Annotated in this window: 14 protein-coding genes; 9 read left to right on the forward strand and 5 right to left on the reverse strand. The window is 62.6% G+C overall.

Translation table 11 applies throughout. From position 1 onward, the window contains the following. Window positions 1-115: 115 nt before the first annotated feature. The gene (locus Q4S41_RS09285; RefSeq protein ID WP_305031287.1) at window positions 116-778 is read right to left on the reverse strand and encodes a protein-L-isoaspartate(D-aspartate) O-methyltransferase; all 663 of its coding nucleotides are present in this window, start codon (window positions 776-778) and stop codon (window positions 116-118) included. Between the two features lie 155 nt (window positions 779-933). On the opposite strand from Q4S41_RS09285, the gene Q4S41_RS09290 reads away from it, so the two are divergent. From Q4S41_RS09290 to Q4S41_RS09320, 7 genes are all read left to right on the forward strand, one after another. After that, window positions 934-2,355 carry a sugar transferase gene (locus Q4S41_RS09290; protein WP_305030842.1) on the forward strand — a complete coding sequence of 474 codons (1,422 nt, stop codon included), beginning with the start codon at window positions 934-936 and terminating at the stop codon, window positions 2,353-2,355. A gap of 176 nt (window positions 2,356-2,531) precedes the next feature. Then, a complete protein-coding gene (mnmA, locus tag Q4S41_RS09295) occupies window positions 2,532-3,689 on the forward strand; it encodes a tRNA 2-thiouridine(34) synthase MnmA (RefSeq protein ID WP_305030843.1) in 1,158 nt (385 codons plus the stop codon). Window positions 3,690-3,723: 34 nt separating this feature from the next. Continuing rightward, window positions 3,724-4,545: a hypothetical protein gene (locus Q4S41_RS09300; RefSeq protein WP_305030844.1), complete on the forward strand. Its 822-nt coding sequence runs from the start codon at window positions 3,724-3,726 to the stop codon at window positions 4,543-4,545. Between the two features lie 54 nt (window positions 4,546-4,599). Continuing rightward, window positions 4,600-6,279: a S8 family serine peptidase gene (locus tag Q4S41_RS09305; protein ID WP_305030845.1), complete on the forward strand. Its 1,680-nt coding sequence runs from the start codon at window positions 4,600-4,602 to the stop codon at window positions 6,277-6,279. Window positions 6,280-6,422: 143 nt separating this feature from the next. Then, window positions 6,423-6,737, forward strand: a complete 315-nt coding sequence (locus Q4S41_RS09310) for a hypothetical protein (protein WP_305030846.1) — start codon at window positions 6,423-6,425, stop codon at window positions 6,735-6,737. A gap of 160 nt (window positions 6,738-6,897) precedes the next feature. Continuing rightward, a complete protein-coding gene (locus tag Q4S41_RS09315) occupies window positions 6,898-7,494 on the forward strand; it encodes a riboflavin synthase (RefSeq protein WP_305030847.1) in 597 nt (198 codons plus the stop codon). Window positions 7,495-7,551: 57 nt separating this feature from the next. Further along, window positions 7,552-7,752, forward strand: a complete 201-nt coding sequence (locus Q4S41_RS09320) for a hypothetical protein (protein ID WP_305030848.1) — start codon at window positions 7,552-7,554, stop codon at window positions 7,750-7,752. Window positions 7,753-7,777: 25 nt separating this feature from the next. Here Q4S41_RS09320 and Q4S41_RS09325 read toward each other — a convergent pair whose 3' ends face one another. From Q4S41_RS09325 to hemF, 3 genes are read right to left on the reverse strand one after another with little or no spacing between them, the layout of a single operon-like run. Continuing rightward, a complete protein-coding gene (locus Q4S41_RS09325) occupies window positions 7,778-8,359 on the reverse strand; it encodes a flavodoxin family protein (protein WP_305030849.1) in 582 nt (193 codons plus the stop codon). 43 nt (window positions 8,360-8,402) lie between these two features. Further along, window positions 8,403-9,008 carry a phosphatase PAP2 family protein gene (locus tag Q4S41_RS09330; protein WP_305030850.1) on the reverse strand — a complete coding sequence of 202 codons (606 nt, stop codon included), beginning with the start codon at window positions 9,006-9,008 and terminating at the stop codon, window positions 8,403-8,405. Between the two features lie 52 nt (window positions 9,009-9,060). Beyond that, complete coding sequence (hemF, locus tag Q4S41_RS09335) at window positions 9,061-9,993, reverse strand: oxygen-dependent coproporphyrinogen oxidase (RefSeq protein ID WP_305030851.1); 933 nt, start codon at window positions 9,991-9,993, stop codon at window positions 9,061-9,063. Window positions 9,994-10,275: 282 nt separating this feature from the next. Between hemF and Q4S41_RS09340 the strand changes: the two genes are divergently transcribed. Continuing rightward, window positions 10,276-12,330, forward strand: a complete 2,055-nt coding sequence (locus Q4S41_RS09340) for an alpha-ketoacid dehydrogenase subunit alpha/beta (protein WP_369811288.1) — start codon at window positions 10,276-10,278, stop codon at window positions 12,328-12,330. Window positions 12,331-12,420: 90 nt separating this feature from the next. Here the strand turns inward: Q4S41_RS09340 and tamL are convergent, their stop codons facing one another. Continuing rightward, the gene (tamL, locus tag Q4S41_RS09345) at window positions 12,421-15,066 is read right to left on the reverse strand and encodes a translocation and assembly module lipoprotein TamL (protein WP_305030853.1); all 2,646 of its coding nucleotides are present in this window, start codon (window positions 15,064-15,066) and stop codon (window positions 12,421-12,423) included. Between tamL and Q4S41_RS09350 the strand changes: the two genes are divergently transcribed. Beyond that, window positions 15,057-15,815, forward strand: coding sequence for an RNA methyltransferase (locus Q4S41_RS09350; protein WP_305030854.1), 759 nt, complete (start codon window positions 15,057-15,059; stop codon window positions 15,813-15,815). The genes tamL and Q4S41_RS09350 overlap by 10 nt on opposite strands. Window positions 15,816-15,845: the final 30 nt, after the last annotated feature.

The following is a 15,845-nucleotide window of genomic DNA, read 5'->3' on the forward strand; positions in this document are numbered from 1 at the left end:
AAAGAAGAGGGCCGAGAGCAGCGCCGCGGTGCCGGGGGGTGGAGCAGTAGTCCATCGGCGTTGCTTTCGGTGAGCAATTTAAGCCCTAGAAATGGGTAAAAGATGAAGGCGCTATTCAGGAGCGCCAGCCGCTGGCCCCGAGCAGGGGCACGAAGCGAAACTCCTCAAACTCTTCGCGCACGAAAGCTTCGGGGCCTTCGCGCGTCACGCGCACCATGCGCTGGGCCTGGGTGTCGCCCACCGGAATCACCAGCCGGCCGCCCACACGCAGCTGCCGCAGCAGGGCCGGCGGCAAGCCGGGCGCCCCGGCTGTCACCAAAATGCCGTCGAAGGGCGCGCGGGCCGGCAGGCCCACCGAGCCGTCGCCGCAATGCAGGTTGGCTCCGCCGGCCCCCAGCGCCGCCAGCCGCAGCCGGGTGCGGGCAAACAGCACTTCGTTGAACTCAATGCTCTCGACGTGGGGCGTAAGCTGAAGCAGCACCGCGCACTGGTAGCCCGAGCCGGTGCCCACCTCCAGCACCCGGTCAGTAGGCTGCACGTTCAGCAGCTGGGTTTGGAAGGCCACTGTGTAGGGCTGCGAAATGGTCTGGCCCTCGCCAATGGGAAAGGCCTTGTCCTGGTAGGCATGGTCCTGGAAGGCGGGCTCAAAAAACAGATGGCGCGGCACGGCCGACAGCGCCGCCAGCACCCGCTCGTCGTGAATGCCGCGCTGGCGCAGCTCCCGGGCCAACGCGCGCCGCTGGCCCTGGTGGCGGTAAGAATCCTGAAGCGGTGAAATGGCGAAATCGAAAAAATGAAAGCCGAAAATAAGCCGACGGGCCGCAACAAGGCGCCCCCGGTTGCCGGCCGGTGCTGGCAACCCGGTGCGCGTCCTACCTTTGCCCGGCGCGGTTTTTGTCCACTGGCCGCGAAAATACACCTTTTGTCACCGTTTTGCAGCTCATTCGCCGCTTTCAGTATATCAAGCTTGTGGCCGCCGACTTTGGGGCGGCGCTGCTGGCCTGGATGTGTTTCTACCTCGTGCGCAAGTACTTGCTTAACGAGCTGACGGGCTACCGCTTCACCGAAGGCGCCTTGTTTGACCTCACCGGCTCGGCCATTTTCATTGCCGTGTTCTGGACGTTCCTCTATACGCTGGTGGGCGAATACCGCGACATCTACCGCAAATCGCGCCTCGGCGAAATTTTGCGCCTGGCCCGGGTGTCGCTGCTCGGGGCCGTGGTTATCTTTTTCACCCTGTTGCTCGATGACCAGGGCGTGGTGAACTACAAGGCCTACTACAAAACGTTTTCGGCCTACTACCTGCTGCATTTTTTCATCACGGGTTTCCTGCGCACCATCGCCGTGAGCAGCGTGCAGCGTACCATCCGCCAAGGCGATATTTCGTTTCCAACGCTGCTGGTGGGCTCCAATGCATTGGCGCTGAATACCTTTCACGAGCTGGTGCGCACCAGCAAGCACCTGGGCCTGCGCATGGTGGGCTTCGCGCCCGTCGGCGACACCGTGGACCCCGAGCTGGCCACCGAGCTGCCCGCCCGCGGCTCCTATCAGCGCCTGCCGGCCCTGGTGCGGGCCCTCAAAATCGAGCAGATTGTCATCGCCATCGAACCCAGCGAACACCTGCTCATTCAGGACATTCTGACTTTGCTGGATGGCACGCCGGCCCGCGTCAGCATCCTGCCCGACTTGTACCAGATGCTACTGGGTTCGGTGAAAGTCAACCACTTATTTGGCACGCCCCTCATCGAAATCAAGCAGGATTTGCTGCCCGTGTGGCAGGTCATCCTCAAGCGGGTGATTGACGTGGTGGGCTCGGCGCTGTTTCTGCTGCTGGCCAGTTGGGTGTATGCCTTCACAGCCATCATGGTGCGGTTGTCGTCGCCCGGCCCGATTTTCTATCGCCAGGAACGCATCGGGCGCAACGGGCAGCCGTTCCGCATTATCAAGTTTCGCTCTATGTTCGTGGATGCCGAGAAGGCCGGCCCCGCCCTGAGCTCCGACCACGACCCGCGCATCACAAAGTGGGGCCGCTTCATGCGCAAGGTGCGGCTGGACGAATTGCCCCAGTTCTGGAACGTGCTCAAGGGCGACATGAGCATCGTGGGCCCGCGCCCCGAGCGCCAGTTCTTCATCGACCAGATTGTCAAAATTGCACCCCACTACCGCCACCTGCACCGCGTGCGGCCGGGCCTCACCTCCCTGGGTCAGGTGAAGTATGGCTACGCCGAAACCGTGGCTCAGATGGTCGAACGCCTCAAATTCGACATTCTCTACATCGAAAACATGAGCCTGGCCATGGACTTTCGGGTGCTGCTCTACACGCTCAAGATTATTGTGGAAGGACGGGGCAAATAGGCTTAAGAGGCATTTGTCATACTGAGCACCGCGAAGGACCTTCTCACGTTTGAGCATTTGGTGCGGGACGTGAGAAGGTCCTTCGCTGCGCTCAGGATGACGAACGATTTGCCAACGGTGTACCTTTGCAGGTGCCGGCCGGAACCTTTCAAGCTCCGGGTGAATTGCACCACACTATGAATACCGAAACAAAAGGACGGGTACTAGTCGCCATGAGCGGCGGAATTGACAGCAGCGTGGCCGCCGTGCTCCTGCACGAGCAAGGCTACGAAGTGGTTGGGATGACCATGAAAACCTGGGACTATGCCAGCGCCGGCGGCTCCAAAAAGGAAACCGGCTGCTGCTCCCTCGACAGCATCAACGACGCCCGCGACATTGCCGTGACCCTGGGCTTCCCGCACTACATCATCGACATTCGCGACGAATTCGGTGATTTCGTGATTGATAACTTCACCGACGAATACCTGGCCGGCCGCACACCCAACCCCTGCGTGCTCTGCAACACCCACATCAAGTGGGACGCCCTGCTGCGCCGCGCCGACCAATTGGGCTGCGAGTTCATCGCCACCGGCCACTACGCCAACATCCGCAAAGACGCCGAAACCGGCCGCTTCGTGGTGAGCAAAGGGCTCGATGAAAACAAAGACCAAAGCTATGCCTTGTGGGGCGTGAGCCAGGAGAGCCTGAGCCGCACGCTTTTTCCGCTGGGCGGCATGCGCAAAACCGAGATTTACGATGAAGCCCGCCGGCGCGGCTTCACCGAGCTGGTGAACAAGCCCGAGAGCTACGAAATCTGCTTCATCCCGGACAATGACTACCGCGGCTTCCTGCGCCGCCGCGTGCCGGGCCTGGAGGCCCGCGTGGCCGGCGGCAACTTCGTGACCAAAAACGGTCGTGTCATCGGCAAGCACGAGGGCTACCCGTTCTACACCATCGGGCAGCGCAAAGGATTGGGCGTGGCGCTGGGCTACCCGGCCTTCGTGCTCGAAATCCGGCCCGATACCAACGAAGTGGTGCTCGGCAACTACGACGAACTGGCCAGCACCGCCACCGTGGTGGGCAAGCTCAACATGGGCAAGGAGGCCAGCCTGGCCGGCCGCGGCCTGGTGCCGGCCGTGGTGAAAGTGCGCTACAACCACGACGGCGCCCCGGCGTTTCTGGAAGAAGTGGACGGCAAAATCCGGGTGTATTTTGAGGAGGCCGTGCACGCCATCACGCCCGGGCAGGCCGCCGTGTTCTACGACGGCAGCGATGTGCTGGGCGGCGGCTGGATTGAGCGCCACGTAATTGGCGAAATCCCCTTACCTTATGCCGCCGCAACGGCCGGGCAATAAGGCGCGTTATTCCTCTTTTTCTACTTCCTTCCCTATGCACTCACCGCTTCTCCGCTGGCTTCATAAGTTTATCGACAGGCGCCGGGCCCTGGCCGTTGTTGCCTGCGCACTGGCCACCGGCGTGGCGGGGTGCAAAAATGACACGGAAGCCATTCCTGACACCGGAGCCGGTTATTATCCCATCGCCGTGGGCAACTACTGGACCTATGCCGTGGCCGACAGCACCTGGAGCCAGGCCTTGGCTTCGGGCAATTCACTCGCGACGCCGAGCGTACTCACCGTAAGCAACTACCAGTTCAAGGAAACCATCACGGACGTTTTCACAGACGCGAGCGGGCAGCCGGCCTACCGGCTGGTGCGCTCCAAGATGGGCCCCAATACGACCAGCTTCCGCGACGACAGTGTATTTGTGCTCACGGCCAACGCCAATTTCGTGGCACTCAACCGCAACAACGCCAAAACCGCCGAGCTCATTTTCCCGGTGCGGCAGGGGCGCTCCTGGAACCTCAACGCGTTCAACAACATCGATACCACCTTCCTGGCCGAAACCCGGCAGTACAGCCGGGTGGGGCTGCCCTTCACCACGGGCGGTGGCACCTCGGGCCTGCCCGTGAAGGCATACGAGCCCACCGTGACGGTGAACAACACCGGCACGGCCGCCGAAAATAGCGCCCTCAAGCGCAGGGGCTACCAGCAGGTGTTTGCCAAAGGGGTGGGGCCGGTGCTGCGGCGTCGCTTCTTTTTCGCCAATTTCTATATCAATAACACCGTTACCCAAAGAGTGGACTATTACGACAGCAACTACTTTCTGGCCACTTCCCGGCGCGAAACGCTGATTGACTACCGCACCCGTTAGCCGCTGCGCACCACGCATTATTTTGAAAGCCTAAGGGTTATTTTCATGAGTTTGATGTCAAAATGGCTGCTGCTGACGCTGGTCGTGGCCGGTGTGAATGGGCTGGCAGCGCCGCAGGCGCAAGCCCAGGGCCAGGTGCGTCGGCACTTGGTGTACTTGCGCGACAAAACCGGCACGCCGTATTCCGTGACGCAGCCCCAGGCATTTCTGTCGGCCCGCTCGGTGGCGCGGCGCACGCGGCAGGGCATTGCGGTGCTCCCGCGCGACCTGCCCGTGAACCCGGCCTACGTCACCCAAATCAGCAGCGTGGCCGGCAGTCCCCGCATCGTCTACACGTCGCGGTGGTTTAATGCCGTGGTGGTTTCCTGCGATTCGGCCACGCTGGGCCGCATTCAGGCCTTGCCCATCGTGCGCACCGCCACCACTCTGAACCGCGGTTACCAGGCCCCGGTGCCCCACCCATCGCCGGTGCAGGCCCCGCCGCTGGTGAACCGTACCCTGGCCACCCGGGCCCAGTACGGCCCGGCCTACCGCCAGAACCTGCAAATCGGGGTCACGGCCATGCACGACGCCGGTTTCCGAGGCGATGGCATGCACATTGCCGTCTTCGATGCCGGCTTCCCCGGCGTCGACCAGATTGCGGCCCTGCAGCCCGTTTATCTGGAAAACCGGCTGGCGGCCACTCGCAACTTTGTGGATGGCAACAAGAGCGTGTACACCCGCGACAACCACGGCACCAACTGCGTATCGGCCATTGCGGCCAGTCAATCGGGCTTTTACATTGGCTCGGCGCCCAAAGCCACGTTCCACCTGTGCATCACCGAAGATGCTGGCTCGGAGCATCCTATTGAGGAAGCCAACTGGCTGGCGGCGGCCGAATACGCCGATTCGGCCGGGGTCGACGTCATCAGTTCTTCGCTGGGCTATACCACGTTCGATGCGCCCTCGCCCTCCTACAGCTACGCCGACATGAACGGCCGCACGGCCATCAGCACGCGGGCGGCCACCTTTGCGGCGCGGGTGGGCATGCTGGTGGTGAGCGCCGCCGGCAACGAGGGCGACGACCCCTGGCACTACATCTCGGCCCCGGCCGATGCCGACTCTATTGTGTCCGTCGCGGCCGTTGATTCGCTGGGCAATCGCGCCTATTTCAGCTCCTACGGGCCATCGTCGGACGGGCGCACCAAGCCTACGCTGGCCGCCATGGGCCTGGCCGCGGCGGTGCTGGGGCCCAATGGCGCGGCTTTTCGGGGCAGCGGCACGTCGTATGCCTGCCCCATTCTGGCAGGCATGGTGGCCGGCTTCTGGCAGGCCAACCCCACGCTCACGGCCCAACAGGTCATCGTGGCCCTGCGCAGCACGGCCTCGCAGGCCAACAACCCCGACAACGAGCTGGGCTACGGCATTCCCAATTTCGTGACGGCCTATAACGCCCTGCATCCCAATGCGCCCTTGGCGGCCAAGGCCGAAGCGTCGGCCGCCGAAACCCTGGGCCTGTACCCCAACCCCAGCGGCGACGGGCCGCTCACGCTGGTGCTGCCGGCCGTGCTGCAGGGCCGCCCCTTGCGCGTGCGTGTGCTCGACGCGCGGGGCGCCGTGGTGCAGCAAGAGCAGCTGCCGGCCACCCGCGGCGCCGAAGTATCCTTGCGAACGGCCCGGCTGGCCAGGGGCGTTTACACCTGCGAAGTGAGTGCCGGCACCACCCTGAAGACGGTGAAATTCACCCAGCAATAGCCTCATCATAAGCCTTCTAAAAAAGCTCCTTCGAGGGAGCTTTTTTTATGCCATATTACGGGCATATTGGCTTGTTTTTGAGGAGGATAATTCGTAATTTTAAAGCATCAATTCACCCGTTTGATTGCAGGATAATGTTGCAGATGATGACCACCAAGCGCATTGGGCGCCGCCAGTTTCACTTCACCGTGGAGGGCAGTAATTTTCACGAAACCGTGGCCGAATACGACCGGCTGAGCTTCCCCGACGTGGCCGCCTGCGGCCTCTGCGGCTCCGATAACCTCGACCTGACCAGCCGCGTGGCGCAGGGCAAATACAAGTACACCTCGGTGAAATGCCTCTCGTGCCGCGCCGACCTCACCTTCGGCAAAAACAAGGACGACGACCAGAGCTACTTTTTGCGCCGCAAGGAAACGGGTGAGCTGGACTGGCGTGCCATGGACAAAGTCGATAAATAACCCTTTCGCCCACCAGGCGGTTTGTAGTCCAGAACGGCATCTCCGACAAGGGATGCCGTTCTTTGTTCATAAATGGAGCGGTTTGCAGGCCCGGCGCCGTGTTTGGCGAGTGGGTGAACCTGACAAGTTAGCTCCGCCAACCTCCGTTTCAGCCTCGCTTATGTTTACCGGAATTATTGAAGCCCTCGGCACCATTGTGGCCGTTCAAGACGAAGGCACCAACCGCCATTTCACGGTGGCTTCGCCCTTCGCCGCCGAATTAAAAATTGACCAAAGCGTGGCCCACGACGGCGTGTGTCTCACCGTGGTGGCCGTGGATGCGGCGGCCGGCACGCACGTCGTGACCGCCATCGATGAAACGCTGCGCGTGACCAACTTGAACCAGTGGACGCCCGGCCGCCACGTGAACCTGGAGCGCTGCCTGGCCGCCAACGGCCGCTTCGACGGCCACATCGTGCAGGGCCACGTCGACGCCACGGCCACTTGCGCCAGCGTGACCGACCAGCAGGGCTCCTGGCTGTTTCGGTTTCAGCACGCGCCCGGCCCCAGCCGTCTCACCGTCGAGAAAGGCTCCATTTGCGTGAATGGCACCAGTCTGACGTGCTTCGACAGTACCGACGACGGCTTCACCGTGGCCATCATCCCGTATACCTACGAGCACACCAGCTTTCAGCAGCTGCAAGCCGGCGAAACCGTAAATCTGGAGTTCGACATCGTGGGCAAGTACGTGGCCAAGCTGCTGGGCAAAACGGCCTGACAACTTCGGCCGGCGACTGCGTAGGAAAATAATCTTCCACGTAAGTCCTTTCGCATCATGTCTAAACGCGAATTATTGGAACCCCACGAGGGTGATAAGCGCTACGTTCGGCGCGACGATGACGGTCAGATTGAGCAGTCCGTCGAACTCCACAAATCTTTGTCGAGAGACGACCGCCACAATTCCAAAAAGACCAGCAAGCCCGGCGACGGCGACCGGGGCGACGGCCACACGGGCAACCGCCAGCCGGCCGAATAAACCTCTTGAATGAATAAGCCCGCAGTTAATCCTGCGGGCTTATTTTCATTCTGGGCATAAGCACTGATGGCTTTTCAGGGCTGCTTTTGTTGCCTTGAAAAAACACTTTGGCCCGCTCCAGAGCCTGTTTATCGTCCTGTATGTCGTTGGGTCGCGAGCCGGTGCCGTAGAGCAGGCCGCCCCACGTCATGCGCAAGTAGTTGGCAGTGAGCATGAGCGACTGCTCCAGCGGATTGGTTTCGGACTGGTCGCCGCTACTCACTACTATGCTCCACAGGGTTTTGCGGCGCATTTGCTCCCGAAAATCAAGGTTGGGGGTGCGTAGCCACGCGCTCCAGTAATCGAGGTAGTGCTTGGCGTGCACGGGCAGGCTGTACCAGTAGAGGGGCGCCACTAGCACTAGGTCGGTGCAGTCCAAAGTAGCTTCCAGCAACACCTGGGCATTGCCGATGGGCTGCGGATAGGGCGTGTGGTGGCGCATATCCACGAAGTAGGGCAGCGGATAATCTTGCAGATGCAGCCACTGCTGGGTGGCATTTTGGGGCAAATGGTGGGCGGCGCAGTAGGCCAGCTGCTCACTGTTGCCCATGCGACGAGTGCTGGACAATAAGAATAAGAATCGTCGCGCGGCAGTATCCATTTGCAGAAAATTATACTCGGGCGGGCCACCACCGGAGGGCAAGGTGCTGATAAGTGAGGGCCGCCCCCCAGCCCAGCAAGGCGCCAATGGCGGCTCCTCCAAGCACATCAGTGGGATAATGAGCCCCAAGGTACATCCGGCTGTACGATAGTAAAACAGTCCAACTAAATAGGGCGATTTTTATTTTTTGGAACCGGCCCGCCGGTAGCACTACGGTCAGGAAAACGGCCAGGGCCATGGAGTTGGCGGCGTGCGATGACAAAAAGCCAAACTGCCCGCCGCAGCCATCGGGCAGGTGCAACTGGGCAAACAGGGCAGCGTCGTGGCAGGGGCGGGGCCGCCCGAAAAACGGCTTAAACAGTCGGCTGGTGATGCTGTCGGCCAGCGCCACGGCCGTCACCACCAGCGGCAGCAGCAGCCAGGCCCGCCGCCGAAAATGGTAGATGAGCCAGCCAATGAGCACGGCATACACCGGGAACCACACCAACCGATTGGAGGCGAGCACCATCACGGTATCGAGCGCCGGGAAATTAGCGCGGTTGATGGCCAAAAGCACGGCCCGGTCCAACGCCTTTATCGAATCGAGGAATGAGTGATTATTAGTGAGAAAAAGCATTTATTGACAACCGAATTACGTTTTTACTCACCACTCCATTATTCGCCCCAAGCTACACCCAATCAACGCCTTGGCGCAGCCAAGCCAGCGTGTCGGCCTCGGGGGTGCCGGGGGCGGGCGGGGCGGGGTTGTAGGCCCAGCCGGTGCGCGGGGGCAGGCTCATGAGGATTGATTCGGTGCGGCCGCCGGTTTCGAGGCCGAAGCGGGTGCCCCGGTCAAAGGCCAGGTTGAACTCGGCGTAGCGGGCCCGGCGCAGGCTTTGCCAGGCTTCTTCGCGCTCGCCATAGGGCAGGGCTTCGTTTTCGGCCATTATTTCGGTGTAGAAAGGGCCGAACAACTCGGCCACGTCGCGCATGAAGGCAAACAGCGCTTCGGCCGTGCCGTCGGGGCCCACAGTGAGGCGGTCGTAGAAAATACCGCCCACGCCGCGCGTTTCCTGGCGGTGGGGCAGGTAAAAATAGGTGTCGGCCCAGCGGGTAAATTTGGGGTAGTAGGCGGGGTTGTGGCGGTCGCACACGGCGCGCAGCCGCTCATGAAAGCGCCGGGCTTGGCCCTCGTCCACGTAAATCGGCGTCAAATCGATGCCGCCGCCGAACCACGCCTCGCCGTTGCCGGCCTCGAAATACCGCACGTTCATGTGGATGATGGGCACGCGCGGGCTGCGCGGGTGCAGCACCACGCTCACCCCGGTGGCGTAGAAATGCGGGTCGGGCATGTGCAGCTGGCGGGCGGCGGCCTCGCTCATGCTGCCCCACACAGCCGAGAAGCCAACGCCGCCTTTTTCCAGGATGCGCCCGTGCTCCAGCACTTTGGAGCGGCCGCCCCCGCCGCCTTCGCGCTGCCAGGCATCGGTGAGGAAGTGGGCGGAGCTGGCGTCGGCCGTTTCCAGCTGCTGGCACAGGCGCAGCTGAAAGTCGGCCAGCCAGGCTTCGATTTCGGGCCGGATGGTGGGAGAGGAAGCAGGCAGCACAGAAGAATTCACCACGGAAAGCACGCAAAGGTTGGCCAATAATGCCGCGCCGGATGAAATGATGCGCCCGGAGAAGCTCCGGCAAAGATACGGCCGCCCGCCGGGCGTACTTTTGCAGTCTCACCCGTTTCGCCGCTAATGTCTGATTTTGCTGCTCCCACCGCTCCCGAAACCACCGACCAGCCCAACCCCCGCGTAGCCAGCGCGGCGGCGGCGGCGGCCGCCGCCTTCACGGCCACGCCCGCGGCCGGCCCGGCCCCGCTCAACCCCGAGCTGTTGCGCCGCGCCTACCGCCTGATGCTTACGGCCGCCGCCATGGCCGACCTCTACGAAGAGCAAAAAGCCACCGCCGCCCGCTACGTGCACGCCACCGCCCGCGGCCACGAAGCCGTGCAGCTGGCCGCCGCTTTTCACCTACGGGAAACGGATTTTGCGGCGCCCTACTACCGCGACGATGCCATGCTCTTGGGCCTCGGCCTGCGCCCGTATGAACTGATGCTCCAGCTGCTGGCCAAAGCCGACGACCCGTTCAGCGGCGGCCGGACGTACTACTCGCACCCCTCGCTGCGGCGGGCGGGCGTGCCCGTTATTCCGCACCAAAGCTCGGCCACGGGCATGCAGGCCATTCCGGCCACGGGCATGGCGCACGCCATCAAGTATTTGGAATCGGTAGGTGGCGAACAGTTGGCCACGAGCAGTGATGCTTTCAAAACGACCCGCGAACGGCTGACCACAAACGCTTCGCTGGCCCTATGCTCGATTGGCGACGGGGCAATGACGGAGGGCGAGGTCTCAGAGGCGCTGCAAATGGCGATTTTGCACCAGCTGCCCATTATTTATCTGGTGCAGGACAACGACTGGGGCATTTCGGCTACCGGACGCGAGATGCGCGCCATGAACGCCTACGAGTTTGCGGCCGGCTTTCCGGGCCTGCGGCGTTTGCAGGTGGACGGGGCTGATTTTGGTTCCTCCTATGCCGGGCTGGCCGAGGCCTTTGCGCACGTGCGCGCCCGGCGCGGTCCGGTGCTGGTGCACGCCAAGTGCCCCTTGCTGGGCCACCACACCAGCGGCGTGCGCCGCGAATGGTACCGCCATGATTTAGCTACGCATCAAACCCAAGACCCGCTGCCGCGCCTGCATCAGCAGCTGCTGGCGGGCGGTTTTTCGGCGGTGGAACTGGACGGCCTGCGAACCGAAGCCCGCGCCACGGTGCTGGCCGACTGGAATGAAGCCCTAGCGGCCCCCAACCCCGACCCCGCTACCTTTGCCGACCACGAGTTTGCCCCGCCCACCGTGCTGGCCGAAGCCGGCGAGCGCAGCCCCGCCGGCGCCGAAAAGGCCCTGATGGTGGACGCGGCCCTGCACGCCGTGGATGACATCCTGCGCGAATTCCCCGAAGCCTTGTTCTACGGGCAGGACGTGGGCGGCGAGCTGGGCGGCGTGTTCCGGGAGGCCGCGCTGCTGGCCAAGAAGTACGGCGATGGCCGGGTGTTCAACACGCCCATTCAGGAAGCTTACATTGTGGGCAGCACGGCCGGCATGGCGGCGGTGGGCGCCCGGCCCATCGTCGAAATCCAGTTTGCCGACTATATCTGGCCCGCCCTGAACCAACTGGTGGAGGAACTGTCGAAATCCTGCTACCTCACTATGGGCAAGTTTCCGATTCCGGCGCTCATCCGCGTGCCCATCGGGGCCTACGGCGGGGGCGGGCCCTACCATTCGGGCTCCATCGAAAGCACTTTGCTCACCATTAGGGGCATTAAGGTGGTGTACCCCAGCAACGCGGCCGACATGAAAGGCCTCATGCGCGCCGCCTTTCTCGACCCCAATCCGGTGGTGATGCTGGAGCACAAGGGCCTGTACTGGAGCAAGGTGCCGGGCACCGAAGATGCCAAAACCGTGGAGCCGGCGGCTGGCTACGTCATCCCGCTGGGCCTGGCCGCCGTGGCCCAGGAAGCCGATGCGGAAAAGCTGCGCCGCGGCGAAACGGCGTTGGTAGTGACCTACGGCATGGGCGTGCACTGGGCCAAAGCCGCCAGCCGCGACTTCGCCGGCCAGGTCGAAATCCTCGATTTGCGCACCCTCAACCCACTCGATTTCGACGCCGTGACGGCTGCCACGCGCCGCCACGGTAAGGTGCTGGTCCTCACCGAAGAGCCTTTGCTGAACAGCTTTGCCGAAAGCCTGGCTGGCCGCATTCAGCGCCACTGCTTCGAGGCGCTGGATGCGCCGGTATTTACGCTCGGCGCGGCCAACCTGCCGGCCATTGCCCTCAACGTGGAACTGGAAAAGCAGATGCTGCCGAGCGCGTTGAAAGTATCGGCGGCGCTGGGAGAACTGCTGGGGTATTAAGATATAGAAAGGCGGTTCGGGGGGGGTAAAGGTTGGTGTGCTCAACCCAACCTTTACACCCCCCGAACCGCCTTTCTACCAAATTACCAATTAGAATGGATAGCCAATACCGATGTTGAAGGCAGCGCCGTAGGCGCTGTCCTTGTATAAGCGGTTGATAACCCATTTGGATTCCGGCGCGGTGGGGTCGTACACTTTCGCGGCCACGTCGAGGCGTAGAATCAGGAAGGTGAAATCGAAGCGGATGCCCACGCCGCTACCCACGGCCAACTGCTTGCCAAAGGTTTGGAAGTTGAACTGTGCTCCCGGCCGCGGGTCGCGTTGAATGGTCCATACGTTGCCAAAATCAGTGAACAGTGCCCCGTTGATAAAGGAATAAATCGGAAAGCGGTACTCCACGCTGCCTTCCAGCAGCAACTCGCCGGGTTGCTCGGAGGTGTCGTCGCGCACGTTGCCGCCATCCACCAGCCGGTACGTGGTGTAGCTGCCGGGACCAAGGCGCCGCGGCCGCCAGGCCCGGACACTGTTGCTGCCGCCAGCAAACAAGTACTTGTCGTACGGAATAATCAGTTGCTCTTCGAAATAAGCCGGTTGGTCAAGCGGCTCCACTTTCACATTCGTGGTGCTGAGCGCCTGCGCAATGCCGCCGTTGAGGCGCCACACAAAGAAGGTATGGGGCGTGAGGTGATGGTAGCGGCGGTAGTCAGCCGTCAGCTTAGCAAAGTTGTAAACCTGCAAATTGAACCAAGGCGCATTCCGGTACAAGTTGCGCGAAAGGCCGCCAATCTCGCCGAAGAGGCGAAAATATTGCGCATCACGCGTTTCGTTAAAGTCGTTGGAATTGTATAAGGACGTGGCGCTGATACTCGGCTCGAACAACTGGGTGAACGACCGAAAAAGCGGCGAGCCCTGCGCCGCCAAAAGGAACAGATTTCTTTCGAACGTCTTGTCTATATTGCTGGTGTTTACCAGGTTGATGACGACCGGCGAAATAACATATTGGTGAAAAATCGATTTTTGCCAAACGTAATCAAAGGAGAATTCCAGGTTGGTGCGGGTGTATTCGGGGCGCTGCACGTAGGTGTCGGACAGCGAAAAGCGGGTTTTGGGATTGTAGCGCGTGAGGAAATGGTTGGTGCGGAAAGGCACCAGAAACTGGGGCAGCACCAAGGCCGCGGTTGCCCCAAACTGCCGGGTGTACTCGTTGATGCCGGTGATGCGGTTGTACTGGCCTTCCAAACCGGCCCGCACGCCCAGTTCCAGCACTTCGGCCCCGCCGAAGGGATTGCGCGTCTTCAAGCGCACGTTGAGGAAAGGACCGGGCAGGGTGGCCACGTAGGTGCCACCCAATTCGTCGGTTATGGCAAACTTGGGCGCCGGCGAGGCATTTATCACCGCCACCAGCTCACCGGTACTCGGGTGCAGGCCGGCGCTGTCGGCGGCGGGTGGGTCGGGCACTTTGCGGTAGTTCACGGTATTGAACCGGAACATATCCAGGTCGGCCAGCAGGCGCTGGGTTTGCAGCGTGTTGGTCAGGTTGTAGCGTTGGCCGGGGCGTACCAGCACCTTGCGGGCCAGCAGGCTGGTGCTGAACTTTTGGTCGTAGGCCGCGAATCGAATCGAGTCGGTCACGGTGGTATCGGTGCGCAGGCCCAGGCTGGGGCGGGCGCGTAGGGCGCCGGGTGTGCCGGCGCGGCGCAGCGTGTCGCCGGCGGCATTGCGCAGGGTGCGGCCCACGCCGGCATCGGTGATAAAGCGCACCTGCTTCACGGTGTAGAGGCGGTGGGCCTGTCCGGGGGCGGGGTTGGCAATGAAGGTGCGCAGCCGAACGGTGTATTTTTCGTAGCTGGTGTCGGCTTCGAGGGTGATGTACTGCTGGCGGAAATCGAAGTAGCCCGCATTTTTCAGCAGCGTTTCGAGGCGGGTGCGCTCCTGGCCGATGAGGTCTTCGTTGTACCGCTCGTTTTCCTTCAAGAGCGAGGCGCCCTGGCCCCGGCGCACCACGGCGGCCACGCCCGAATCGGGAATGCTCGGGGCCTGGAGGCGGTAGAGAAACGGCTTGTTTTCGTTGATGGAATACGTGACCGTGACCCGGCGGTAGCGCTTCACCTTATCCAGCGAGTCGGGCTTGCTGGGAAAGATGGAGCCCACCGCCTGCAACCCCCGAATGATGATGCCGCGCCGGTAGCGGGCCGTGTCGGTGGCCGCGACGCGCGCCCGAAAAAAGCCCTGCGCATGCAGAAACGTCGTCATCTGCTCCACCGAGCGGCGGGTGAGGGCCGTGTCGTATACCACCGGGGCTTCGCCCAGGCGCATGATGGCGTTGCCCTTGTCGAGGGCCAGCTGCTTGCGGTTCACCTTGCGCTCGCGCTGGCCAATGAGCTTACCCAGCTTGGCCGAGTCGGTGCCGGCGGCCTTCATCTTGTCGGCGTAGCTGGTCTGGATGTCGCGCAGCTTGTTTTTGATGCGCGCCGAATCGTAGAAACTGTGGCCCAGTTGGTAGATGGCCAGCTTGGGGAGCGGAAAGCGGGTGTTGGGTTTTTGCTGGGCCAGCGCGGTGAGGCGTTCTTTGTCGGCCTGGTCCACGCCCTTAATTTCGACGCGGCTGAGCAGGCGCTGGCCCGGCTGCAGCAGCTTAAACGGCGAGCACGCCGCCAGCAGCGCCAGGCCCAGCACCGGCCCCAGCCGGCGCCAGGGCCGTAGCTTCGCAGAATAGGTTGATAACAATGGTTTCAAAAGCACTTGGCAAATACGTGCAGTCGCTGCACCAAAAGAAGTACCGGCAACGCCACGGCGCGTTTCTGGTGGAAGGCGGAAAAAGCGTGTTGGAACTGCTAAGTTCCGACCTGGAAACCGAACACCTGCTGGCCACGGCCGAATTTGCTTCCCAAAACCGTGCCTCGCTGCCCGCCCGGCTGCCGCTCACCCTCGTGTCGGAAGCCGAGCTTACCCAGCTGGGCACCCTGGCCAACAACACTACCGCCCTGGCCGTGGCCCGCCTGCCCGCCGAAGCCCCGCTGCCTCCAACGCTGCCACAGAGCCATTTGTTGCTGGCCCTCGACGAAGTGCGCGACCCCGGCAACCTCGGCACCCTGCTGCGCCTGGCCGATTGGTACGGCCTAGCCGGCGTGGTGCTCAGCCCCGGCTGCGCCGACGCGTTTGCGCCCAAAACTGTGTCGGCCACCATGGGCGCTTTCGCCCGCGTGCCCGTTTGGGAGCGCGACCTTGGCACCTGGCTGCCCACCCTGCCGGCCGGTACCGGCATTTTCGGCGCCGACCTGGAGGGCGACAACGTGCACCGCGTGCAGCTGCGCCCCGCCGGCGTGCTGGTGATGGGCTCCGAGTCGCACGGCCTCACGCCCGCCGTGGCGGCGGCCCTTACGCGCAAGCTGCACATCCCGCGCGGCGCCGGCGGGCGGGCCGAAAGCCTGAACGTGGCTATTTCGGCCGCCATTCTGCTGGATAATTTTTTCCGGGGGCAATAAAAAAGCGCCCTGGAGTCTCCGGGGCGCTTT

It is taken from the genome of Hymenobacter convexus, from assembly GCF_030580955.1.
In the GTDB taxonomy this organism is placed as follows: domain Bacteria; phylum Bacteroidota; class Bacteroidia; order Cytophagales; family Hymenobacteraceae; genus Hymenobacter.